Origin of the sequence: Streptomyces tardus, assembly GCF_018101125.2 — a bacterium.
Classification (GTDB): Bacteria; Actinomycetota; Actinomycetes; order Streptomycetales; family Streptomycetaceae; genus Streptomyces; species Streptomyces tardus.
The window spans coordinates 2,773,023-2,795,542 of sequence record NZ_JAELVF020000001.1; the positions used below are offsets into that span (position 1 = coordinate 2,773,023).

General features: G+C 72.4%; 19 protein-coding genes. 16 read left to right on the forward strand and 3 right to left on the reverse strand.

Annotated elements, in window-relative coordinates; genetic code table 11:
* Nucleotides 1-50: 50 nt before the first annotated feature.
* Entirely contained in the window at nt 51-539 is a 489-nt protein-coding gene (locus JGS22_RS11880; RefSeq protein WP_211041289.1) for a PH domain-containing protein, read from the forward strand.
* Nucleotides 536-2,206, forward strand: coding sequence for a PH domain-containing protein (locus JGS22_RS11885; RefSeq protein WP_216814951.1), 1,671 nt, complete (start codon nt 536-538; stop codon nt 2,204-2,206). The genes JGS22_RS11880 and JGS22_RS11885 overlap by 4 nt, the downstream gene beginning before the upstream one ends.
* 108 nt (nt 2,207-2,314) lie before the next feature.
* On the opposite strand, the gene JGS22_RS11890 is transcribed toward JGS22_RS11885, so the two are convergent.
* Together JGS22_RS11890 and JGS22_RS11895 are read right to left on the reverse strand one after the other, a co-directional pair.
* The gene (locus JGS22_RS11890) at nt 2,315-2,956 is read right to left on the reverse strand and encodes a rhomboid family intramembrane serine protease (protein ID WP_211043420.1); all 642 of its coding nucleotides are present in this window, start codon (nt 2,954-2,956) and stop codon (nt 2,315-2,317) included.
* 136 nt (nt 2,957-3,092) lie between these two features.
* Nucleotides 3,093-4,256: a hypothetical protein gene (locus JGS22_RS11895; protein ID WP_216814952.1), complete on the reverse strand. Its 1,164-nt coding sequence runs from the start codon at nt 4,254-4,256 to the stop codon at nt 3,093-3,095.
* A 141-nt stretch (nt 4,257-4,397) separates the two neighbouring features.
* Here JGS22_RS11895 and JGS22_RS11900 point away from each other — a divergent pair, with 141 nt between their 5' ends.
* The 8 genes from JGS22_RS11900 (at nt 4,398) to JGS22_RS11935 (ending at nt 13,265) form a co-directional block, all read left to right on the forward strand.
* Nucleotides 4,398-5,108: a UbiX family flavin prenyltransferase gene (locus tag JGS22_RS11900; RefSeq protein ID WP_372454235.1), complete on the forward strand. Its 711-nt coding sequence runs from the start codon at nt 4,398-4,400 to the stop codon at nt 5,106-5,108.
* Between the two features lie 201 nt (nt 5,109-5,309).
* The gene (locus JGS22_RS11905; protein ID WP_211043780.1) at nt 5,310-5,762 is read left to right on the forward strand and encodes an Lrp/AsnC family transcriptional regulator; all 453 of its coding nucleotides are present in this window, start codon (nt 5,310-5,312) and stop codon (nt 5,760-5,762) included.
* Nucleotides 5,763-5,973: 211 nt separating this feature from the next.
* A complete protein-coding gene (gene mqnE / locus JGS22_RS11910; RefSeq protein ID WP_211041769.1) occupies nt 5,974-7,140 on the forward strand; it encodes an aminofutalosine synthase MqnE in 1,167 nt (388 codons plus the stop codon).
* Nucleotides 7,141-7,142: 2 nt separating this feature from the next.
* Complete coding sequence (locus JGS22_RS11915) at nt 7,143-7,667, forward strand: GNAT family N-acetyltransferase (RefSeq protein ID WP_211041768.1); 525 nt, start codon at nt 7,143-7,145, stop codon at nt 7,665-7,667.
* Nucleotides 7,668-7,799: 132 nt separating this feature from the next.
* The gene (locus JGS22_RS27100; protein WP_308405622.1) at nt 7,800-8,306 is read left to right on the forward strand and encodes a DUF4229 domain-containing protein; all 507 of its coding nucleotides are present in this window, start codon (nt 7,800-7,802) and stop codon (nt 8,304-8,306) included.
* A 542-nt stretch (nt 8,307-8,848) separates the two neighbouring features.
* Nucleotides 8,849-10,297: a dicarboxylate/amino acid:cation symporter gene (locus JGS22_RS11925; RefSeq protein WP_211041767.1), complete on the forward strand. Its 1,449-nt coding sequence runs from the start codon at nt 8,849-8,851 to the stop codon at nt 10,295-10,297.
* A gap of 316 nt (nt 10,298-10,613) precedes the next feature.
* A complete protein-coding gene (locus JGS22_RS11930; protein ID WP_211041766.1) occupies nt 10,614-12,569 on the forward strand; it encodes an AMP-dependent synthetase/ligase in 1,956 nt (651 codons plus the stop codon).
* 198 nt (nt 12,570-12,767) lie between these two features.
* Nucleotides 12,768-13,265 carry a GNAT family N-acetyltransferase gene (locus JGS22_RS11935; protein WP_308405623.1) on the forward strand — a complete coding sequence of 166 codons (498 nt, stop codon included), beginning with the start codon at nt 12,768-12,770 and terminating at the stop codon, nt 13,263-13,265.
* A 178-nt stretch (nt 13,266-13,443) separates the two neighbouring features.
* On the opposite strand, the gene JGS22_RS11940 is transcribed toward JGS22_RS11935, so the two are convergent.
* Nucleotides 13,444-13,647 (reverse strand): cold-shock protein, encoded by a 204-nt coding sequence (locus JGS22_RS11940; RefSeq protein ID WP_211041765.1) that lies wholly within the window; start codon nt 13,645-13,647, stop codon nt 13,444-13,446.
* 316 nt (nt 13,648-13,963) lie between these two features.
* Between JGS22_RS11940 and JGS22_RS11945 the strand changes: the two genes are divergently transcribed.
* The 6 genes from JGS22_RS11945 to JGS22_RS11970 all read left to right on the forward strand — a co-directional run bounded on the left by JGS22_RS11945 (nt 13,964) and on the right by JGS22_RS11970 (nt 22,486).
* On the forward strand, nt 13,964-14,848 hold the full coding sequence (locus JGS22_RS11945; RefSeq protein WP_211041764.1) for a menaquinone biosynthetic enzyme MqnA/MqnD family protein: 885 nt from the start codon (nt 13,964-13,966) through the stop codon (nt 14,846-14,848).
* 166 nt (nt 14,849-15,014) lie between these two features.
* Nucleotides 15,015-16,793, forward strand: a complete 1,779-nt coding sequence (locus tag JGS22_RS11950; protein ID WP_308405624.1) for a serine/threonine-protein kinase — start codon at nt 15,015-15,017, stop codon at nt 16,791-16,793.
* 95 nt (nt 16,794-16,888) lie between these two features.
* Nucleotides 16,889-19,024: a hypothetical protein gene (locus JGS22_RS11955; RefSeq protein ID WP_211041762.1), complete on the forward strand. Its 2,136-nt coding sequence runs from the start codon at nt 16,889-16,891 to the stop codon at nt 19,022-19,024.
* 124 nt (nt 19,025-19,148) lie between these two features.
* Nucleotides 19,149-20,555, forward strand: coding sequence for a hypothetical protein (locus JGS22_RS11960; RefSeq protein ID WP_308405625.1), 1,407 nt, complete (start codon nt 19,149-19,151; stop codon nt 20,553-20,555).
* 204 nt (nt 20,556-20,759) lie between these two features.
* On the forward strand, nt 20,760-21,956 hold the full coding sequence (gene mqnC, locus JGS22_RS11965) for a cyclic dehypoxanthinyl futalosine synthase (protein ID WP_216814953.1): 1,197 nt from the start codon (nt 20,760-20,762) through the stop codon (nt 21,954-21,956).
* An 8-nt stretch (nt 21,957-21,964) separates the two neighbouring features.
* Complete coding sequence (locus tag JGS22_RS11970) at nt 21,965-22,486, forward strand: hypothetical protein (RefSeq protein WP_216814954.1); 522 nt, start codon at nt 21,965-21,967, stop codon at nt 22,484-22,486.
* Nucleotides 22,487-22,520: the final 34 nt, after the last annotated feature.

A 22,520-nucleotide genomic window follows, 5' to 3' on the forward strand; every position in this document is an offset into this window, starting at 1 on the left:
TACCGATCCGCTGTGGAACAAGCGCGTCTCTTTGTGAGACGGTGTGTTCCATGGAGATACAGTTGCGTCCACCGCACCACCGCGTCGAGCGGCGCGCCGTCGGCCTGTGGACGGCCCGCGCGCTCGCACTGGTGCTTCCCGTCGTCCTCGTGCTGGGCACCGCCGCGACGATCTGGCCCGGCTCCCGCACGTGGACCCTGCCGCTGCTGGTGGCCGCCGCGGTGCTCGGAGCGCTCTACGCCGCGGTGATGCCGTCCTGGCGGTACGCCGTGCACCGGTGGGAGGTCACCGACGAGGCGGTGTACGCCGCCGCGGGCTGGTTCGTCCGCGAGTGGCGGATCGCGCCGCTGTCCCGCATCCAGACCGTCGACACCGTGCGCGGTCCGATGGACCAACTGCTCAACCTCTCGACGCTGGTGGTGACCACGGCCTCCTCCAGCGGTGCGGTCACCATCCGCGGCCTGGCGCCGGGCGTGGCCCGCGAGGCGGCCGACCGGCTCAACACCTCCACCCAGCTCACGCCGGGAGACGCCACATGAGCGCCCCCACCGACCCCACCGTCGCCGCCGCCACCGCCGGGGGAGCCGTCGAACCCGACCGGCCCGCCGCCGCGTACACCGCGGTGGCCGAGCCGGCCGCCGGGGGCGCCGCGCCCGCTGCGGGAGTCGAGCCCGAGCCCGCCGCCGAGCCCGCCGCCGAGCCCGCGGCCGATGCCCCCGACGTGCCGTGGCTGCGGCTGGACAAGCGTGTTGTCTGGGTCAACGCCCTGCGGCTGCTGCTCTCCCAACTGCCCGCGATCGTCGCCCTGTTCGTCGTCGGCGCCAACCCGGGAACGGTCTGGCCGCTGACGATCATCGCCGGCTGGGGAGTGGTGCGCTCGACCGCCGATCTGGTGCGCTGGCTGCGGACCCGCTACCGGATCACCGAGGCGTACGTCGAACGGCGCACCGGCCTGTTCGTACGGGAGTTCCGCTCCGTGCGTCGGGACCGCATCCGCAGCGTGGACGCCGACGCCAAGCTGCTCCAGCGGGCGGCCCGACTGCGGCGCGTCATCATCGGCGCGGGACAGGCCAACACCGCCGGGGAGAGTGCGCTCACGCTCAACGCGGTCTCCCTCACCGAGGCCAGGGCGCTGCGCCAACAGCTGCTGGGCGCCGCCGAGAGCGCGGACGGCGAAGCCGAAAGCCCTGCCGGCACCGTGCGGTTGGCCGGATTCCGCTGGTGGTGGGTCTGCTACAACATGTTCAGCGCCTGGGCCTACCTCACCGCCGCCGGTCTGCTGTGGGGCGCGTACTGGATGACGATGATGTTCGGTCTCGACCTCGGCGGCTGGATCACCGGGCTCGCCGACTGGGACGAGCTGGGACTGCCGCTCACCGTGCTGCTCGCCCTCGCGGGCACCGGCACGCTCGGCGTGCTGGGCATGGCGGTGGCCTTCTTCACCGAGCACGCGAACTTCCGCCTGGAGCGGGTGCCGACGCCGGCCGGGACCGTACTGCGCACCAGCCAGGGGCTGTTCAAGACCCGCGAGGTCACCCGGGACGACAAGCGGCTGCGCGGGGTGAGCCTCTCCGAACCGCTGCTGTGGCGCTGGATGCGGATGACCGACACCAGCGTCGTCACCACCGGACTGTCGGTGTGGAGCGCGGCGGCCACCATCCTGCCGCGCGGACCGATGAGCACCGCGCGACCGGTCGCCGACGCCGTACTGGCGGAGCACGACAGCCCGTTGGGCGCGACGCTGCGCCGCCACCCCGCCACCGCCCTGCGCCGCCGGGCCGGCTGGGCGCTGATGGTCAGCGGCGCGGTGTGCGGACTGCTGGCCTGGCTCGGCGCGACCACCGCGGTGCCGGACCGTGCCTGGTGGATGACGGCTCTGGTGCTGCTGCCGCTCACGCTCACGCTCGCCGCGGTCGGCCACCGCGCACTCGGCCACACCATCGCCGGACGTCATCTGCTGGTCCGCTCCGGCGCGCTCAGCCGAACCACCACGGCGCTGCGCCGTGACGCGGTCAGCGGTGTACGGGTGCGGCAGTCACTGCTCCAGCGCCGCCTGGGCCTGGCCACCGTCTCGGTGAGCACCGCGGCGGGTTACGGCGTGTACGAGGCGCCGGACCTGGCGGCGGGCGAGGCCGCCGGTTTCGCGGCCGAGTGCCTCCCGACCCATGTCGAGCCCTTCCGCACCGACCGCCCCGGACCGAGCTGACCCGCACCGACCGCCCCGGACCGAGCTGACCCGGAGCGAGCTGACCCGGACCGAGCTGACCCGGAGCGAGCCGCCCCGGACGGAGCCGCCCCGCCCCGGCGCCGGTGGTCAGCTCCAGGGGCTCGGCCCGATCCCGCCCGGCGGCACCTGCTGCCGGCGGGGCGGGGTGCGTCTGAGCCAGAACGCCGCCAGAACGCCGCCCAGCAGGCCGAAGAAGTGGCCCTGCCAGGAGATGCCGGAGTTCGTCGGCAGCACGCCCCACAGGATCGAGCCGTAGAGGAGCAGCACCGTGATCCCCACGGTGATGTCCAACGCGTCCCGCTCGACGAAGCCGCGCACCAGCAGATAGCCGAAGAGGCCGAAGACGACGCCGGAGGCGCCCGCGGTGTTCGATCCGTCGGGGGCGGTCAGCCACACTCCGAGGCCGCTGACGGTGATGATGACCAGCACGACGCCGAGAAAGCGCGCCATCCCGCGCACCGCCGCGAGGAAGCCGAAGACCAGCAGCGGCAGCGTGTTGGCCATCACGTGGTCCCAGCCGAAGTGCAGAAAGGCCGCCGGGAAGATGTCCGGCACCTCGTCCAGCTCCCGGGGGCGGATGCCGTACTCGCGGACTATGGGGCCGTCCGGGCCGTCGACCGCCTCCAGCACCCACAGGACGGCGATCCACCCCAGCATGAAGGTCGCTGCCGTCATCGCCCGGGCCCGGCGAGTGCCGGTCTGCCCGGATCCGCTCGGTCCGTACGCCATCGAGCACCCCCGGCGTCGTCATTCGTCTGTCGGCCGCGCGCCTCCCCCGGGCACCGGCGGATGCGCGCGGAGCTGCGGAAGGCGGGTCGGGAGCTGCGAGAGCCCCGAGGACCAGCCTATACAGCCAGACCAACGGCTAACGCAGGGTCGAGAGTTCCGGGTGCCGGGAGGCGGCGTACGCCAGCGCCTCCAGCAGATCGTGCGGCGCCAGCAGCTTCGCGTCGGCGGGGGCGGCCACCGAGACCACCTCTCCCGCCGCGAAGGTCAGCTTCAGCGGCAGCGCGCCGGAGCGGCCCCGGTCGAACTGGCCCACGTCGACGGTGAGCGTGGAGAGGCGCTCGTGCCGGATCGCGAGCCCGACCCGTACGTCCTTGTCGGGGGCGCGCTCCAGCATGTCCAGATCGGGATCGCCGAGCTGGGCGCGCACCGGGGCGAGGGCCTTGCCGAGTTCGTGGGCGGCGTCCTTGGCGTTGAGAGTGAGGGTGATGTGCTCGGCGCCCTCGCGCTTTCCGGCGGAGGCGAAGCGGGCGCGCTTGCCGAGCGCCTTCTCCACCGCGGACACCACCTGCTGCTGGAGCGCGGGATCCCGGAGCAGCGCGGTGGCCTGGGCGATCCGGTCGCTGTTCTCGACGGCGCCGTCGCCCGCGCCGCCGAGCGCGCGGCCGATCTCCCCGAACTCGTTCGGGCTGACCCGCACCCACTCGCCGCGCAGCGCCGAGCGGGCGGTCGCCAGCGAGCCGGGCAGCTGGCGCGCCAACTCCTCCAGCTCGCCCGCCCGTCCGGCCATCGGTCCGTCGTCCCCGACCTCCCTGGCCAGCGCGGCGAGGTTGACCCGGGTGTAGAGCTTGCGGTCGACCGATTTGAGGGCGAAGACGTCGTTGCCGCCGAAGTTGAGCGCCGCGGCGTTGTCGAACCGGTCGTTCCTGGCCACGTCCCGCAGCGGCATTCCGGCGCTGACCGCGGCGGCCAGCTCCAGATCGGCGAGCAGCCGGGCGTGCCGGCGTGCGTTGCCGCCCTTGCCGGGGCCCTCGCCCTCCTGGAGGTAGGCGAGGATCTGCTCCTCGGTCGCGTCGAACCGGGCGGTCACCGAGACGCTGTCCCGCTCGCCGAGCTTCTCGACGGCCTGCTTGACCTTCATCGCCGACGTCAGGTGGTCGGCCGCCGAACAGGCGCTGCCGACGCCGACGAGCAGGGCGGCCGAGGTGAGGATCGCGACGGTGCCGCGGCCTCTGCGCGTGGTGTCGATGTCGGCCTCCCCGGGTGCGTACGCAGATCGCTCGCCCCCCCATTGTGCGCCCATCGGTCGCGGAGCCCGGTGCGCCCCCGCCGGTGCCCTCCCCACCCCGGCCGGGCGGCGTGCGGGGCGTCGCGGACAAGCGAAGATCCGAACGACGGGCCCCTGTCACCGACCACACGGCCTGGTACACCTAGGGTCGGGGGTGTGACGGAGAGCTCCGAGGGTTCGATACGGCGTACGCCCTGGCTTGTCGGTGTGTCGGGAGCGTCCGGGACGCCGTACGCCGCGGCGGTGATCCGCGGGCTGCTGGACGCCGGCGAGCAGGTGGACCTGGTGGTCAGCCGGGCCTCGCGGCTGACCCTGCTGGACGAGACCGGGCAGCCGTTCCGGGACGCGCACTGGCGGGAGGACCTGCGCCGGTGGTTGGCGCGGGGAGCGGACGGCAGCCCGGAGGCGTTCGCGGAGGCGCTCGGGGCGTTGGAGGAGCCGGGCCGGGTGCGGCACTGGGCGGCCGGCGACCTGGCGGCGGGCCCCTCCTCGGGTTCCTACGGCTGCCGCGGCATGCTGATCGTTCCGGCGTCGACGGCGTGTGTGGCTGGCGTCGCGCTCGGGCTGTCCAAGGACCTGTTGCAGCGCGCGGCGAGCGTGACGCTCAAGGAGCGCAGGCCGTTGGTGGTCGCGGTGCGGGAGGCGCCGCTGAGCGGTCAGACCCTCAGGCAGCTGGTCGCCCTCGACGAGGCGGGCGCGGTGGTGCTGCCGGCCTCGCCCGCCTTCTACGCGGGAGCGACCCACATCCAGCACCTGGTGGATTTCGTGGCCGGCCGGGTGCTGGACGCGGTGGGTGTCGCGCACGGGCTCTACCGGCGCTGGGAGGGCGAGTTGGGCGGCGCCGCACGGGGGGCGACGGGCGGCTGATCGGCCACTCCTGGATCGGTGGCACGCTCATGAACGCGCTCTGGACTGGGTAGTGCAGGCTCAGGCAGTCCGATGCCTTAGATTCAGTTCCGGATTTTGTTTCTGACGGCAGGTCGTGCGGGGCCCGTCGTCGGGCGGCACACCGTGCGGCACGGGCCGTACGGCGACGACGGGATGACGACGAAAAGGGGCGCGGGACCGATGGACGCGGTGGACAGACAGCTCATCCAGGCGCTGCGCGAGAACGGCAGGGCCTCGTACGCCGAGTTGGGCCGACTCGTCGGACTCTCCGGGCCGAGTGTCACCGACCGCATCAACCGGCTGGAGGCCGCGGGCGTCATCACCGGTTACCGCGCGACCGTCGACGCCGCCTCGCTGGGGCTCGGGGTGACCGCGCTGATCGGCATCCAGCTCAGCGATGCCACCGACCACGAGGAGGTCGCGGTGCGGCTGGAGTCGCTGGGGGAGATCGAGGACTGCTGGTTCATCGCCGGGGACGACTCGTACATGCTCAAGGTCAGGGCGAACAACGTCGACGGGTTGCAGAGCACGATCCGCAGGCTCTCCCAGACGAAGGGCGTTTCGCGCACCCGCACCACGATCGTGCTCTCCACCAAGTGGGAGAACCGCGTCGGCGAGCGTCCCGAGGACTGACCCCGCAGGCCCCGCAGGCCCCGCAGGCCCCGCAGGTTCAGGGGCGTCCCGAGGCGTCCGGGCGGCGTCCGGGTGCGGTCCCGCCGGCGTCTCCGGAGGCCGGCCCCGCGCGCGGCGCACCGGGAGGATTGCGCCGAAACCGGTTGGCGTACGCTCGCATGGGCACGCAGTCGCGCGAGACTGCGCCGGCGAGATTTGGGAGGCGCGACGCATGGACGCTGGACTCAAGCGGGAGCTGGAGGACAAGGTCCGTTCCGGTGAGCGACTGAGCCGCGAGGACGGCATCGCTCTCTACGAGTCCGACGACCTCGCCTGGCTCGGCGGCCTCGCCCACGAGGTGCGCACCGCGAAGAACGGCGACGTCGTCCACTTCAACGTCAACCGCCACCTCAACATGACCAACGTCTGCACGGCCTCCTGCTCGTACTGCTCCTTCCAGCGCAAGCCGGGCGAGAAGGACGCGTACACGATGCGCATCGAGGAGGCCGTACGCCTGGCCAGGGAGATGGAGGGCGACAACCTCACCGAGCTCCACATCGTCAACGGCCTGCACCCGACGCTGCCTTGGCGCTACTACCCGCGCTCGCTCAGCGCGCTCAAGGAGGCGCTCCCGGAGACGGTCTCGCTGAAGGCGTTCACCGCGACCGAGATCCACCACTTCGAGACGATCTCCGGGCTGAGCGCGAGCGAGATCCTGGACGAGCTGATCGAGGCCGGGCTGGAGTCGCTGACCGGCGGCGGCGCGGAGATCTTCGACTGGGAGGTGCGGCAGCACATCGTCGACCACCGCACCCACTGGGAGGACTGGTCGCGCATCCACCGGCTCGCGCACGAGAAGGGTCTGAAGACCCCGTGCACGATGCTCTACGGCCACATCGAGGAGCGCCGCCACCGCGTCGACCACGTGCTGCGGCTGCGTGAACTCCAGGACGAGACCGGCGGTTTCCAGGTCTTCATCCCGCTGCGCTACCAGCACGACTTCGTCGATCTGAAGGACGGCAAGGTCCGCAACAAGCTCCAGGCGCGCACCACGATGGCCTCGGGTGCCGAGGCGCTGCGGACCTTCGCGGTCTCCCGGCTGCTGTTCGACAACGTCCCGCACGTGAAGGTGTTCTGGGTGATGCACGGCGTGCAGACTGCCCAACTCGCCCTCCAGCACGGCGCGGACGACATGGACGGCTCGGTCGTCGAGTACAAGATCACTCACGACGCGGACAACTTCGGCACCCCCGACAAGCTCGGCCGCGAGGACCTGCTGGAGCTGATCACCGACGCGGGGTTCCGGCCGGTGGAGCGCAACACCAGGTACGAGATCCTCCGCGAGTACCCGGGCCCCGACCCGCAGCGCCGCGAGTCGCCGCAGCCGATGAGGCTCTGACCGTGGTGCTGCGGTACGAGCTGGACCCGGTCGCCGACCAGCAGCTCGCGACCGGGATCAGCCGGCTTTGGGCGGACGTCACCAACGCCGGCGGTGCGGTGGGTTTCCTGCCGCCCGTCACCCCGGCGGAGACCCGGTCCGAGGTGATCATGCACTTCGCCGCGGTCTCCGAGGGGCGTACTCGTCAGCTGGTGGGCTTCGACGCCGAGGGTGAGGTGAAGGCCACCGCCTACATCACCTTCAACCGCCGCTCCCTGATGCGACACTGGGTGTGGCTCTACACCGTGATGGTCCACCCCGATCTCCAGGGCCGGGGCGTGGGCCGGGAGTTGATGTCCGCGGTCGCCGACGAGGTGCGCGGCTTCGAGGGGGTCGGGGCCATCCGGCTCACCTGCCGGAGCCACCAGGGCAACGAGCGCTTCTACGAGGCGTGCGGCTACAAGGAGGTCGGGCGGGTGCCCGGCGCCATCAAGGTCGGCGAGGACGAGTACCGCGACGACGTCACGATGTGGCTGACGCTCTCCTGAGGGCGACCGTCCGCGAGCGTTCCCGGTGAAGCGCGCGAGGGCGTGCGTCCGGTGCGTTCCGGCCCGTACGTCCGGTGCGTGCGTCAGGTCCGTACCGCAGTCAGCAGACCCGCAGCAGAAGGATGATCCGCAGTGACCAGCACACAGAGCACGCCGCGCTCGGGCGAGCCCGTCGACGAGGCCGAAGGCAACTCCGCGGGCAGGGCCGAAGGCAAGCCCGCAGGCAAGGCTGCCGACAGGGCCGAAGGCAAGACTGGCGGCAAGGCCGCAGGCATGCCGGCCGACGGGATCGAAGGCGAGTCCGCCGACGAGCCCGGTGCCGCGCCTGCCGCGGGCGGGAAGCCGACCGCGGCGCGCGCCACCCTGTACTACACCCTGCTGCGGCTGGCGCTGTTCGTCGGCACCTTCGCGCTGCTGGCCGCGCTGGCCTGGGTCGGAGTGATCCCGGAGGGCATCGGCAAGTCCAATCCGTTGTGGCTCTTCGCGCTGGCCATCCTGATCTCCGCGCCGCTGAGCCTCGTACTGCTGCGCAAGCAGCGGGACGCGATGTCCGAGCAGATCGTGCCCAAGGTCGAGCGCGCCTCGTCGAGCTTCAAGGGCAGGCTGGCGGAGAACCGCAGCCGCGAGGACGGCGCCTGATACGGCCGCTGCCGTTACAGCCGGGCGCCGGGCGGAGCGTCCGGGGTCCGGCGCTGTAACGCTCGTCACTCACCTTCGCGCACCCCGACGGGAATCTTCTATCCCGGTCGGGGTGTTGTGCTTCCACGAGTTCCTCAGTGAAAGTTTGCCTTTGAGTGCATCAAAGCCTGGGTGTTAGCGTGGTGGCCATGACAGACGCAGCCGTACGACCCGCACCAGCGAGCGCGACGCTCGTCGCGCGGCTGCATGTCGACCTCTGCCGCTGTGTCGTCGCGGCATGTCCCCCCTGTACCGGCCGGGCTCGCCCCGGCTGTTGCCGCCGCGGCTGACGCAGCCGGTCGGCGCGGGCGTCCCGGCCATCCGGGTCTCCACCGCCGACCGTTCTCCCGCATCGCGGCCGACCGCGCCCCGGCCGACCGCGAGCCGGGAACCCGCCCGGCCGGCCCGCAGCGCCTCCCGGTCGGCCCCCGTCCGCGCCCCGGCGGCGCACCGCTGTTCTCCCCACCGCTGTCCGTCTCCTTCCACGCACCCGGAGTGTGCCCGTGTCCTCCTCGTCCCCGACGTCCGCGCCGAGACCCGCCGAATCGCGGGGTCTGCTCGCACGCATACCCAAGGTGCCGTTCTGGGCCCAGATCCTGGCCGGTCTGGTGCTCGGCGTGCTGCTGGGCTGGCTGGCCCGCAGCGGTGACATCTCCTGGCTCGGCACCGCGCTGGAGCGGATCGGCGGCATCTTCGTCCAGCTGCTGAAGCTGGCGGTGGCGCCGCTGGTGTTCTTCGCCATCGCCATCTCCATCACCAATCTGCGCAACGTCTCGAACGCGGCCCGGCTCGCCGGCCGTACGCTGCTGTGGTTCCTGATCACCTCGCTGATCGCGGTCGGCGTCGGTATCGCCATCGGCCTGCTGAACAACCCGGGTTCGGGCAGCAAGCTCGACCCCAAGAGCGGTGAGGCGCCGGAGACTTCGGGCTCCTGGCTGGACTTCCTGACCGGCATCATCCCGGAGAACGTGATCACGCCGTTCACCGAGCTGAACGTGCTGCAGATCGTGTTCATGGCCGTGGTGACCGGTGTCGCCGCGCTCAAGCTCGGCGCCAAGGCCGACCCGCTGCTCACCTTCGGCGAGTCCGTGCTCGCACTGCTCCAGAAGGCGCTGTGGTGGGTCATCCGCCTCGCCCCGCTGGGCACTCTCGGCCTGCTCGGCAACGCGATCAACGAGTACGGCTGGGGCCTGATCGGCGACTACGCGACCTTCACCCTCGACGTCTACATCGGCTGCCTGCTGATCCTCTTCGGCGTCTACCCGCTGCTGCTGGCGCTGGTCGCCAAGGTCAGCCCGCTGCAGTTCTTCCGCGGTGCCTGGCCCGCGATCCAGCTGGCCTTCGTCTCGCGCTCCTCGGTCGGCACGATGCCGGTCACCCAGAAGGTCACCGAACGCCTCGGGGTGCCGAAGGAGTACGCCTCCTTCGCCGTGCCGTTCGGCGCGACGACCAAGATGGACGGCTGCGCGGCGATCTACCCGGCGCTGGCCGCGATCTTCGTCGCGGAGATCTTCGAGGTGAGCCTCGGCATCCAGGACTACCTGCTGATCGTGCTGGTCTCGGTCATCGGCTCCGCGGCGACGGCCGGTCTGACCGGTGCGGTGGTCATGACGACCCTGACCCTCTCCACACTGGGTCTGCCGCTGGAAGGCGTGGGCCTGCTGCTCGCCATCGACCCGATCCTGGACATGATCCGCACCGCCACCAACGTGGCCGGGCAGGCGGCCGTGCCGGTGCTGGTCGCCGCGCGCGAGGAGATCCTCGACCTGGAGACGTACAACTCGGCCAAGAGCTTCGACATCGAGGCCGAGAGCGGCGCCGACGAGGCCGGCTCCCCGGGAGGCTCCGAAGGCGGTACGGGCGGCAGCTCCGAGGGCGGTACGGGCGGCGGTTCCGACGGGGGTACGGGCGGGCCCTCGGGCTCCCGGCCAGATCCGGTCCCGGCTTCCTGAAGCCGCCGCCTTCCGGCGGTCCGGACCGCCTCCGCGTACGGGCGGCGACCTCGTTTCCGGTCGCCTGCCGTACGGTCCTCCTCGAAGCAGCACGGTGCCCACCGGTCAACGTCCGGTGGGCGCCGTGCTGTTGTCTGTGCGTTGCCGCCCGGTTCCGCTCAAGTACGCGCGGGACCACCGGTTGTTCCGTGCCCGTCCGGTGAAAGTCCCACCCCGTCCTCTCCCGGGACTGGCTAAATACGCGCGCGCACGAGACCCTACTCCTCAGTAAGTGTTGAAACTCTGTCAACAGCACGAGTGCTGGGAGGGAGGCCGTATGTCCGCGCAACGTTCGCCCGCGGGCCACGACCCGAACCAGGCCGCCCTCGACCTCCCGGAAGTTCTCCGCCGCCCCGACCTCCGCCAGATCGGCGGGGTGGTGCGCGAGGCCGAACTGCCGCCGCTCGCCCCGCCGGTGCGGGAGGGCTCGCTCGCGGACATCCCGTTCATCAACGCGGCCGAGGCACCGGCCGACGTGGTCTACTCCCGCAAGGACGAGGCCGGCCGCTGGTACGACGTCACCTCCGGCGAGTTCGCCGCCGAAGTCCTCGCGGTGGCCAAGGGGTTGATCGCCAGCGGGCTCCAGCCGGGCGACCGGCTCGCGATCATGTCGCAGACCCGCTACGAGTGGAACCTGCTCGACTTCGCCGCCTGGTCCGCCGGTCTGATCACCGTCCCGCTCTACCCGGGCTCCTCGGGCTCGCAGATCCGCACCGTGCTCCAGGACGCCTATGTCTCCGGGATGGTCGTCGAGGACGTCGAGGGCGTGCGCGAGGTCAGCGCGCTGCGCGGCGCCGTACCGGATCTGGAGCACCTCTGGCAGCTGGACAACGGTGCCGTCGGCCAACTCGCCGCCGCCGGCCGGAACATACCCGACGCCCTGGTCCACGAACGCCGCCGTGCCCAGCAGCCAGACACGGTCGCCACCCTCATCTACACCTCCGGCACCACCGGCCGCCCCAAGGGCTGCGTCGTCACCCACGCCAACTTCTTCGCCGGTGTCGACAACGCCGTGAACCTGCTCGGCCCGGTCTTGCGCGGCGTCACCGGCCAGTCCACCGGCACGCTGCTCTTCCTGCCCCTCGCCCATGTCTTCGGCCGGTTGGTCGCGATCGTCTGCCTGCGGGCGCGAGTGCGACTCGGCCACGTCGCCGGCATGCAGTCCGAGCAACTCCTCGCGGACCTCCGCACCTTCCGGCCCACTTTCCTGCTCGCCATCCCGTACGTGCTGGAGAAGGTCTTCAACACGGCGCGCGCCACGGCGGAGGAGATGGGTCGGGGCACGTCCTTCGACCGGGCCGCCAGAATCGCCTCGCGCTGGGGCGACGCGTGGAGCCAGAGCCTCAAGGGCGAGGGGAAGGGCCCCGGTTTCGGTCTGCGCGCCGCCCGCGGGGTGTACGACTCGCTGGTCTACAAGCGCATCCGCGCGGCGCTCGGCGGCAACGTCCGCTACGTCATCTGCGGCGGCTCACCGCTCGGCGAGCGGCTCAGCGCCTTCTATGCCGGCGCCGGTATCGAGGTGTACGAGGGGTACGGCCTCACCGAGACCACCGCCGCCGTGACCGTGACCCCGCCGCTGCGCCCCAAGCCCGGAACGGTCGGCTGGCCGATGCCGGGCATGGCCGTCCGGATCGCCGACGACGGCGAGATACTCCTGCGCGGCGGCCAGGTCTTCTACGGCTACTGGGACTCCCGCCGGCAGACCGTTCCCAAGGAGACCGACGACGGGGGATGGTTCGCCACCGGCGACATCGGTGCGCTCGACGACGAGGGCTATCTGACGATCACCGGCCGCAAGAAGGACCTGCTGATCACCTCCGGCGGCAAGAACGTCGCCCCCGCGCCCCTGGAGGACTGGCTCCGCTCCCACCCGCTCATCGACCAGGTGATGGTCGTCGGCGACAACCGCCCGTACCTCACCGCACTGGTCACGCTCGAACCCGAGGGCCTCGCGCACTGGCGGCGGATGCACAAGAAGGAGGACGTGCTGCTGCACCGGCTGGTGGACGACGCGGAGCTGCGGGACAACATCCAGCAGGCGGTCAACGAGGCGAACAAGCTGGTCTCGCGCGCCGAGTCCATCCGCCGCTTCGCGGTCCTCCCCATCCAGTTCACGGCCGAACGCGGCTATGTCACACCGACGTTGAAGCTGCGCCGGGCGGCGATCCTGCGCGAGTTCTCCTCCGACATCGCCGCCCTCTACGAGCGCGACGGCCTCGACTCGGGCGACTGACCGGCCCGGCGCCCGCCCGGGCCGTGTGCCCACCGCCGGTGCCGGGTGTCCGTGCGCGTCGGGGTTGGACGCGCCGGGGAGTGGGTACGTACTCGCGACCTCCTTCCGCGGGGAAGGTGGCGCGGGCGTGTCGGTGGGTACTGCTCAACCAGTCGCGGTGCGACCGGCGCCGGTCCGGTCAGGTCGGAAAGGAGCGTCGTGGGCTTCACGTTGCGGGTGCCGACGGAAGAGGACGCGTACGTCTGGCACGAGCTGTTCAATGACCCCGAGGTCATGGAGTTCCACGGCGGCAGGGGGCATTCGGTCGCCGTCTACGAGGAGTTGACGGCCCGCCAGCGTGCGCACGACGCCACTTTGGGCTACTGCCTCTGGACGGTGCTGAGCCCGAGCGGTGTTCCTCTCGGGTTCGTCGGTGCCCAGCCCTGGCAGCCGCAGGACTGGGGCCCGGTGGGCGAGATCGAGATCGGCTGGCGTCTGGGGCGCGAGCACTGGGGCCAGGGGTACGCGACCCGCTGCGCGCAGGAGACGCTGCGCCGGCTGAAGGAGATGGGCGTGCCGCGGGCGGTCGCCATGGTCGCCGAGGGCAATCACCGCTCGGCCGCGGTCGCCGAGCGCCTGGAGATGCGGCACGTCGAGTCGTTCACGATCCCGCACCGGGGCACCCGCGGCCGTCGCTACGAACTCTCCCTGGCCTGAGGCCGGTTCGGCCGCTCCGCCGCCGTGCGCCGTGCCGCCGGGCGGTACGGGGCACGGCGCCCGAAGGCCGTGCCCCGCTCGGCCGGGGCCGCGTGCCCGGCCGGTGTCGGGCACACATGCAGGAGCCCCCGCTGGCAGCGGGGGCTCCTTGGTGCTCAGCAGGTGCTGAAGCTTCAGATCAGAGAGTGGTGACGTTCTCTGCCTGAGGGCCCTTAGGGCCCTGGGTCACATCGAAGCTGACGGCCTGGTTCTCCTCAAGAGAACGGAAGCCGTTGGCGTTGATTGCGGAGTAGTGGACGAAGACGTCGGGGCCTCCGCCTTCCTGAGCGATAAAGCCGAAGCCCTTCTCGGCGTTGAACCACTTCACGGTTCCGGTAGCCATAAGCCCTCCTTGGGCCTATTAAGGGTCGCCCTGCTCCAGAACCTGCAAGAAGTCTGAAAATGACGAAAGCCTGCGGTCACAAGGTCCGCAGGCTCTGTACTGCAAGGGAAACCAAACTGCAACTTGCGGCGAGCCTAGCACGCTGAGTAGGCGAGAGGGAAGGGTTGAAAGATCGCTGCGAGCGTACTTGCAAGGTGGTGTCGCGAGGGTTCTGCGCGGCGCTGACGTGGGTAGAGGAGCAGGTTGACACGCGGCCGGTCGGCGAGCCGGGCACCGCTCGGAGGGTCGCGGGCGGTGCAGGCGTACGCTCCGAGGTGTGAGCGCACAACCGAACGCACCCCGGTCCCGCCCGCGAGTCGGGCACATCCAGTTCCTGAACTGTCTGCCCCTCTACTGGGGGCTCGCGCGGACCGGCAGTCTGCTCGATCTGGAGCTCACCAAGGACACTCCGGAAAAGCTCAGTGAACAGCTCGTGAACGGGTCCCTCGATATCGGCCCGATCACTGTTGTTGAATTTCTGCGCAATAGCGACCGACTCATTGCCCTTCCCGATATCGCGGTCGGCTGCGACGGCCCGGTGATGTCGTGCGTCATCGTCTCCAAGGGGCCGCTGGAGGAGCTGGACGGGCAGCGGGTCGCGCTCGGGTCGACGTCGCGCACCTCGGTGCGGCTGGCCCAGCTGCTCCTCGCCGAGCGGTACGGGATCGCTCCGGACTACTACACCTGCCCGCCGGACCTGGGCCTGATGATGCAGGAGGCACAGGCCGCGGTGCTCATCGGCGACGCGGCGCTGCGGGCTTCGCTGCACGACGCGCCGCAACTCGGTCTGCGGGTGCACGATCTGGGGCGGATGTGGAAGGAGTGGACGGGGCTGCCGTTCGTGTTCGCGGTGTGGGCGGCCCGTCGGGATTTCCTGGCGAACGAGGCGGAGACGGTCCACGAGGTCCATCGCGCATTTCTCGCCTCGCGCGATCTCTCGCTCCAGGAAGTCGCCAAGGTCGCCGAGCAGGCGGCGCGTTGGGAGTCTTTCGACGCCGAACTGCTCGCCCGCTACTTCACCACTCTCGACTTCCGGCTCGGCGACCGGCAACTCGCCGGTATTCGCGAGTTCGCACGGCGCACGGCGGAGGGCACCGAATATCCGGCGGACGTGCGCGTCGACCTGCTGCCCGCCCCTGCTGCCGACACCGCCCGCTGGTGACCGCCCGCCGGTGACCGTCCGCCGCCCTCCGCACCGCCCCTCCGCACTGCACCGACCCCGTCCGCCGAACTGTCCCCGCGCGCCCGTCCGTTCCCCCGCGCGCGACGCGAGCCCGGCGAAGATCCGGACGGCAGGCCCTAGGCTTGCGCCGACGTTCGAACAGGGAGTGGGACAGCAGATGCAGCCGCTGGGGGAGGACGATCCGCGCTCGATCGGCGAGTACCGACTGCTGCGGCGGCTCGGCGCCGGAGGTATGGGCCTGGTCTACCTGGGGCGCAGCCCGGGCGGTCGTACGGTCGCGGTGAAGGTGGTGCGCGCGCACTACGCCGCCGACGAGCAGTTCCGGGCGAGGTTCCGGCTGGAGATCGAGGCGGGGCGCCGCGTCGGCGGCGACTGGACGGCAAAGGTGCTGGACGCCGACCCCGACGCGTCGACGCCGTGGGTCGCCACCGGCTATGTCGCCGGGCCCTCGCTGCAGCAGACCGTAGAGGCGCAGGGCGCGCTGCCCGAGCGGACCGTACGGGCGCTGGGGGCCGGTCTGGGCGAGGCGTTGACCGCGGTGCACCGGCTGGACCTGGTGCATCGGGACGTCAAACCGTCCAACGTGCTGCTGACCCTGGACGGGCCGCGACTGATCGACTTCGGGGTCGCCCGGGCGACCGACGCGACCGCCTCGCTGACGGCGACCGGGGTCTCCGTCGGCTCGCCGGGATTCATGTCTCCGGAGCAGGTGCTGGGCCGGGACACCGACCGGGCGGCGGACGTCTTCTCGCTGGGTGCGGTGCTCGCCTTCGCGGCGACCGGCGAGCCGCCCTTCCCCGGGTCCAGCTCGGCCACGCTGCTGTACAAGGTGGTGCACGAGGAGCCCGAACTCCACACGCTGACGGGCGAGTTGCGCGAGCTGGTGGCCGCCGCCCTGGACAAGGACCCGGCCCGGCGGCCCACTTCGGCGCTGCTGGCGGACCGGCTGAGCGGCGGCGCGGGCGCGGCGGCTCTGGTCGTCCCCGGCTGGCTGCCGTCCCCGGTGGTGGAGGGGGTCAGCCGGCGGGCGGTGGCGCTGCTGGAGCTGGAGGCCGAGCCGTCCCCGCCTTCGGGCGGCGCGCGGTCGTCGCCGGGCGGCCCGGCCCGGCCCTCGGTGGGCGCGGCGGGTTCGGTGGACACCCCGGCCGCGCCGCTGGGCGGTTTCGGCCCGCCGGGCTCCGCCCTGCCTCCGGTGTCGCCGTACGGTACGCCGCCTCCGCAGCCGACTCCGTACCCGCATCTCGTGGCGCATCCGCGGCAGCACCCCGCGACCTCGGCCGGCGCGCCGGGGCCCGGCTGGAGCCAGGGGCACGGCACCACGGCGCCCCTCCTGAGCAACACCCCGCCGCCGGGCGCGATCGTGCGGCAGCCGCCGCGGGCGAAGTGGAACAAGGGGCGGCGGATCGCGCTGGCCGCCGGGCTCGTCCTCGCCACGGTCGTGGTGCCGGGCGGGATCACCCTGATGCTGCCGGACGGCGACGGCGGTTCGGGCGGCGGTTCCAGCGCCGGTACGGACTCCGGCGGCGGCAAAGGCGGCGCCGAGAAAGACGACGACCCGGCGGCGCTGCCGGTGAAGTGGGTCGGCACCTGGCGCGGCGTCATCAACTCGCGGGGCGGCAACCGGATCGACCTCACCACCACCATCAGGGCGGGCAACCGCGAGGAGCGCCTGGTCCGTACGACGCACGAGCTCCAGGGCGTGCAGTGCAAGGGCGTCGCACGGGTCGACCGGATCTCCGAGGGGAAGCTCGAACTCACCGAGTTCTCCGAAGGGGACTCCCCGGAGGTGCTGGGAATGAAGGTCTGCGCGGAGGGCTCCTCCAGAGTCGACCTCCTCCTCGGCAAGGACGGCACCCTGACCTACCGCTCGCACGATGACCGCAGCGGGCGCCCCACCGGCGAGTTGGACAAGAACGGCGACTGACCCGGAGGTTCGTTCGGCGATTCCGCGGCATAGCCTGGAAGCTCGCGCCGGCCGCTGCCCGCCGGCTCGGGCGTAGGCGGCGAAGGAGGGGTGCGATGCGCGCGCGAAGAGCCGTTCGGCTGCTCCTTCCGCTGCTGGCACTGGGCTGGCTGGCACTGGGAACATCGGCTGCATCCGCGGCAGTTGCCGCTCCGGCGGCCCCGTCCTCCGCACAGGACGACGGGTACTGGGAGCCCACCTGGCGGGAGCGGGCGCAGGCCGAGTTCTACGCGGAGCGGCTGCGCGAGTCCCCGGTGTACCTGACCGACCAGGCGCCGCGGGTGATGCCGCGTTCGGCGGCCCCAGACTTCCGCGCGCAGGCGAAGCGGACCGGGGTGCCGACGTACGTGCTGGTGCTGCCGTACGAGGTGGTCACCATCGAGCAGCGCCTGCTGCGCGCGGTCCAACGGGAGTTGGGCGAGGACGGCATGTACGTCCTGGTCGAGGCGGACGGCGGCGGCATCGGCGGTGTCGATGTGCTGACCACCTCCGACGAGGCCCGCGAGCCGGCCGTACGGGCGGCTCGCAGCGCCTCCTCCCGGCTGCCCGACGACGCCACCGCGCTCGACCACTTCCGCTACTTCGTCGACGACCTGCGCGACGGCAGAGGGCCCGACTCGGGCGACGAGGACCCGGACGACCTCTACGCCGACCACGGGGCCCGGCAAACCCACGCCGTGCTGACCGGGATCGGGACCGTGCTGCTCCCCGCCCTGGTACTGCTGGCCGGGGTCGCCGAGGTGCATCGTCGCAGCCGTACGGGCGAGGCGCGCGGCGGACGCGGCGGCATCCGGCGGGCGGTCGTCGCGACCACCGGCGGCGCGCTGGCGCTGGCCGTGCTGGTGCCGTTCGGCGCCGGCGCGCTGGCCACCGCGACCCGGGCCGGCGGCTCGCCGGACCCGACCGCCCGCGATATGGCGCTGCGGGTGGACCGGGTCGCCGCGGGGCTGCGCGAGAACCCGGTGTACGCCGACGAGGAGCAGCCGCCGCCGCTGGGTCCGAAGCGGCTGCGCGCGCTCGACCGGCGGATACAGGCGCTGGACGTGCCCCTGTACGTCGTGCTGATGCCCTCCGGGTACGACGACGAGTCGGACGGCGACGTGGAGGCGTTCCTCGCCCGGGTGCAGGAGTCCCTGGGTCGCGACGGGCTGTATGCCTTCGTCGACACCTCCGGCCTGACCTACGGCTTCGTCCGGCTCGCCAACCACGGCGCCCGGCTGGCGGCCGAACCGCTGCGGCAGCTGCCCGAATCCGTCCGCTACGGCGCGGACGACGACGCGGACGGTGCCGACCGCGCCGACGCCGATGTGCGCGAGGCGAGCCTGTCGGCGCAGCTGACCGCGCTGGTCGAGCATGTGGCCGACACCCCAACCGGGCCGCCCGGCCAGCCCGAGCCGGAGTACGACGTCCCCGACCCGGTCGCCGAGAACACCCTCGCGCCGCTGCTCTCCGGCCCGTTCTGGACGTCGGTGCGGGTGACCGGTCTGGTGCTGCTCGGCCTCGGCGGCGCGTGGGCGCTGGCCCGGCGGCGTTCGGGCGCGGTGCGGGGCGGGAGCGGCGGGAGCGACGGAACACCGGAAGCCACCGCCTCGCCGTACGAGGACACCCCCGAGAACCCTTCGGCACGCTGGCTGCGAGCCGCTCTGGGACGAGAACTGGACGACCTCCAGGAGGAGTTGCCGAAGTTCCGGGGCAGCGAGCGGGCCAGGGTGCAGGCGTGGGAGTGCCTGGACGCCGCGCTGCTCCAGCTCTCCGAGCACGGTGACTGGCGCCTGGCCAAGCGGGTGCCCGAAACGGAACTCGCGACCGCCCTCGTACTGGTCAGGGCCGGCAGCACGGCGCTCGCCACCGCGGGTGGAACGCGCGCCCAGCGCAAGGGCGTCGGGCGGCTCTGCCATCTGAACCCGCTGCACGGCAGGGCGCCGCAACTCCTGGAGGTCACCTCCTCGGTGGCGCCGCGCGGCAGTCGCGCGCTCTGCGGGCCCTGCGCCCTTCTGCTGCGGAACCCCTCGCAGCAGAAGGCCCGCGCCGCCGCCGACCGGCGGGCGCTGCGGCTGCCCGGCAGCGTGGGAGAGCGGTCGGTGCCCTACAGCGGCGTTGCCGGACCGCTCGGCTCGCTGGCGGCCGACGGCGAGGTGACGGTCGCCGGACTCGTTTCGCAGGTGAAGGAGCAACTCGGTGTCCACAGCTAGCTCTGCACGGCCGGCCGCAGGCTCTTCGCGCCCGGGTACGGGGTCGCGCCCGGGTACGGGCTCGCGCCCGGGTACGGGGTCGCGCCCGGCCGGGCGGTGGGGTCCGGCCGGCCGGCTGCGCGGTGTGCTGCCCCTGGTGGTGGGAGCGCTGCTGATGACGCTCTGCGCGCCCACCGCGGCAGCCCGACCGTCCCCACTCCAGCCCGCCCAGCGGCAGTCCGCCGAGCCGGTCGCGGTCAGCGAGATCGCCGAGCGGCTGGCACAGTCGCCGGTCTACGTCGACGCCGGCTTCCGCGGCCTGGTGTCGGCCGCCCGACAGCGGGAGCTGGCGCGGCAGATCGAGAAGACCGGGATCAACCTCAAGGTCGTGCTGGTCACCTTCCGCTCCGAGGATCGCTGGGGCGGCGACGCCAAGCAGTTCGCCGGCGCGCTGCGGGACCGACTGGAGGTCGCCGACGACGAGCATCTGATCCTGCTCACCCCCAACTCCTGGTACGGCAAGAGCATCAGCGGCTTCGAGTGGCCCGACGACAACCGCTACGACGCCAACTACGCCGCGATGGCCGTCTCGGTGCGGCACGACGAGAAGCGCATGCCGATGGCGGACCAGGTCCGCCGCGCCGTGGAGATCATCGACGCCGGTACGGGTATGCGCGAGTACGAGAAGGCCCGCGAGGACAACCCGTTCAAGTACTCCACCGACGGTGACGACGGAGGTGGGCCCGGCGCGTGGCTGGTCGCGGTACTCGTCGCCCTGGTGCTGGTGCTCGCCGGGCTGCTCGGCTGGACGCTGCGGCGGCGGCGCAGAACGGGCGCCGGGCTCGCCAAGCTCCCGCCGCACGTGTACCTGGCCGCGCGCGAGGCCGACGAGGGCGCCGTGCGCCGCCGGGCGCAGGAGCAGGTGCTGGCTCTGGGCGAGGCGGTGCGCGACCACCGCCCCGCGGGCCCCGCCCCGGGCACCCCGAGCGCCCCCGGTGCTCCGGGCGGTTCGGGTGCCACAAGCGCTTCGGCGGACGACACCGCGGCGCTGCGGCTGGCGCTGGACGCGTACGACAGCGCGGGTCGGGTGCTGGACGCCGCCGGCGGGCTGCCCGACCTGGTCGGTGCGCTCGCGCTGGTCATCGAGGGCCGGGACGCCCTCACTGCCGAGGACCGGCAGCGCAAGGGGCGCCGGGCCGGCGGCGGTGCCTCCGCCCGACTGCCCGCGCACCGCCTGCCGTTGTGCTTCTTCCACCCGCTGCACGGCCGCGCCCACACCAGGGTCAACTGGCGGGCGCTCGGCAGCCGGGAGGCCCTGGACGTCGCGGCGTGCAAGGAGTGCGCGAGCGCGGTGCGCCACCGCCGGGTGCCCGAGGCGCTCACCGACCGGCACCGCGGCAGGTCGGTGCCGTACTTCGACGTGCCGTCCGAGCAGAGCCTGTGGGCGGCGACCGGATACGGCTCGTTCGGCGACGTGCCGCTCGCCGTGCGCGTACAGCGCGGCGACTTCACCCGCGCCGCGGAGGCCCGCGAACGCGCCGCGGGCGACTGAGCCGCCGGGCCGCCGCGCGCGGGCCCGTCCCGCCGCGCGCGGGCCCGTCCCGCCGCCGGGCCCGTCCCGCTGCCGGGCCTCGCTGCGCCCCCGTACCGCGGCAGCCGGGCGGGTGCGGGGCGCCGGGTGAGGCCGGGCGAGGGCTTCGTGGGTGCTCGCGTACGCTGGGACGGTCGTGACCACCCCGGGGAAGGAGCCGTTCCGGTGCCCGAGAACGCCGACATCCAGTCCGTACTCGACCGGGCCGCGGCAGGCGGCCGGATCACTCCCGAAGAGGCGCTCGTCCTCTACCGGGACGCCCCGCTGCACGCGCTCGGCCAGGCCGCGGACGCGGTGCGCCGCCGCCGCTACGCCGGTACCGAGCACCTCGCGACGTACATCATCGAGCGGAACATCAACTACACCAACTCCTGCGTCACCGCGTGCAAGTTCTGCGCGTTCTACGCCCCGCCGAAGAGCGAGAAGGTGTGGACCCGCGATCTGGACGACATCCTGCGGCGCTGCGCGGAGACGGTGGAGCTGGGCGGCACCCAGATCATGTTCCAGGGCGGCCACCACCCGGACTACGGCGTCGAGTACTACGAGAAGCACTTCGCCGCGATCAAGGAAGCCTTCCCCCAGCTGGTGATCCACTCCCTCGGCGCCTCCGAGGTGGACCACATGGCCCGTATCTCCGGCGTCTCCGCCGAGGAGGCCATCCGCCGCATCCACGCGGCCGGTCTGGACTCCTTCGCCGGCGCGGGCGCCGAGCTGCTGCCCGAGCGCGCCCGCACCGCCATCGCGCCGCTCAAGGAGTCCGGCGAGCGGTGGCTGGAGGTCATGGAGATCGCGCACAACCTGGGCGTGGAGTCCACCTCCACGATGCTGATGGGCACCGGCGAGACCAACGCCGAGCGGATCGAGCACCTGCGGATGATCCGCGAGGTGCAGGACCGCACCGGTGGCTTCCGGGCGTTCATCCCGTACACCTACCAGCCGGAGAACAACAAGCTGCGCGGGCAGACGCAGGCCACTCTCTTCGAGTACCTGCGCATGATCGCGATCGCCCGGATCTTCCTGGACAACGTGGCGCACATCCAGGGCTCCTGGCTGACCACAGGCAAGGACGTCGGCCAGCTCTCCCTGCACTACGGCGCGGACGACCTGGGCTCGGTGATGCTGGAGGAGAACGTCGTCTCCTCCGCAGGCGCCCGGCACCGCTCCAACCGGATGGAGCTGATCCGGCTGATCCGCGCCGCCGGCCGGGTCCCCGCGCAGCGCGCCACCACCTACGAGCACCTCGTCGTCCACGACGACCCGGAGAACGACCCGGTGGACGACCGCGCGGTCTCGCACATCTCCTCCACCGCGATCGAGGGCGGAACCGCACACCCCGGGCTGAAGCTCGTCGACGCCAACTGAGGGGCGCCGTGCGGACGTTGCACATCGGCGAGGACGACGGACTCGCACTGCTCGCCGACGGTGAGCTGATCGCCGCGCTGGGCCCGGCCGAGCAGCTGGCCGCGGCGCACCCGGCGGCACGGGCGCGCCGCTGGCCCGGTCGCCTCGACGCGGGCCGCTGCGAGCGTGACCCCGCCGGGTGCCTGGAGCGCACCTACCATCCCGATCCGCGCGAGGCCGAGCAGCTGGGCTCCGCACCGATCACCGACGAAGCCGCCCTGGCCGCACTGGAGTTGACCCCGACCCGCTGGGGCGAGTCGGCCCGGCGCGGCGTACGGGGCCTGCTTGCCTCGGGCGTCACCTGCCTCGCGGGCCCGCTCACCACCGAGCCCGCCCGCAACGCGGTACGCCGTGCCGGGCTGCCGGTCCGGGACCTCGGCCACACGCCGCGGCTCACCGTCGGCAGCCGGGCCGACTTCACCGTGCTGGCCGCCGACGGCCGCTGCCTGGCCACGGCCCTGGCCGGCCGCCTCCTCCACCGCACCCGCTGACCCCCACCCGGCCCGACGCCCCGCAGCCCCCGGC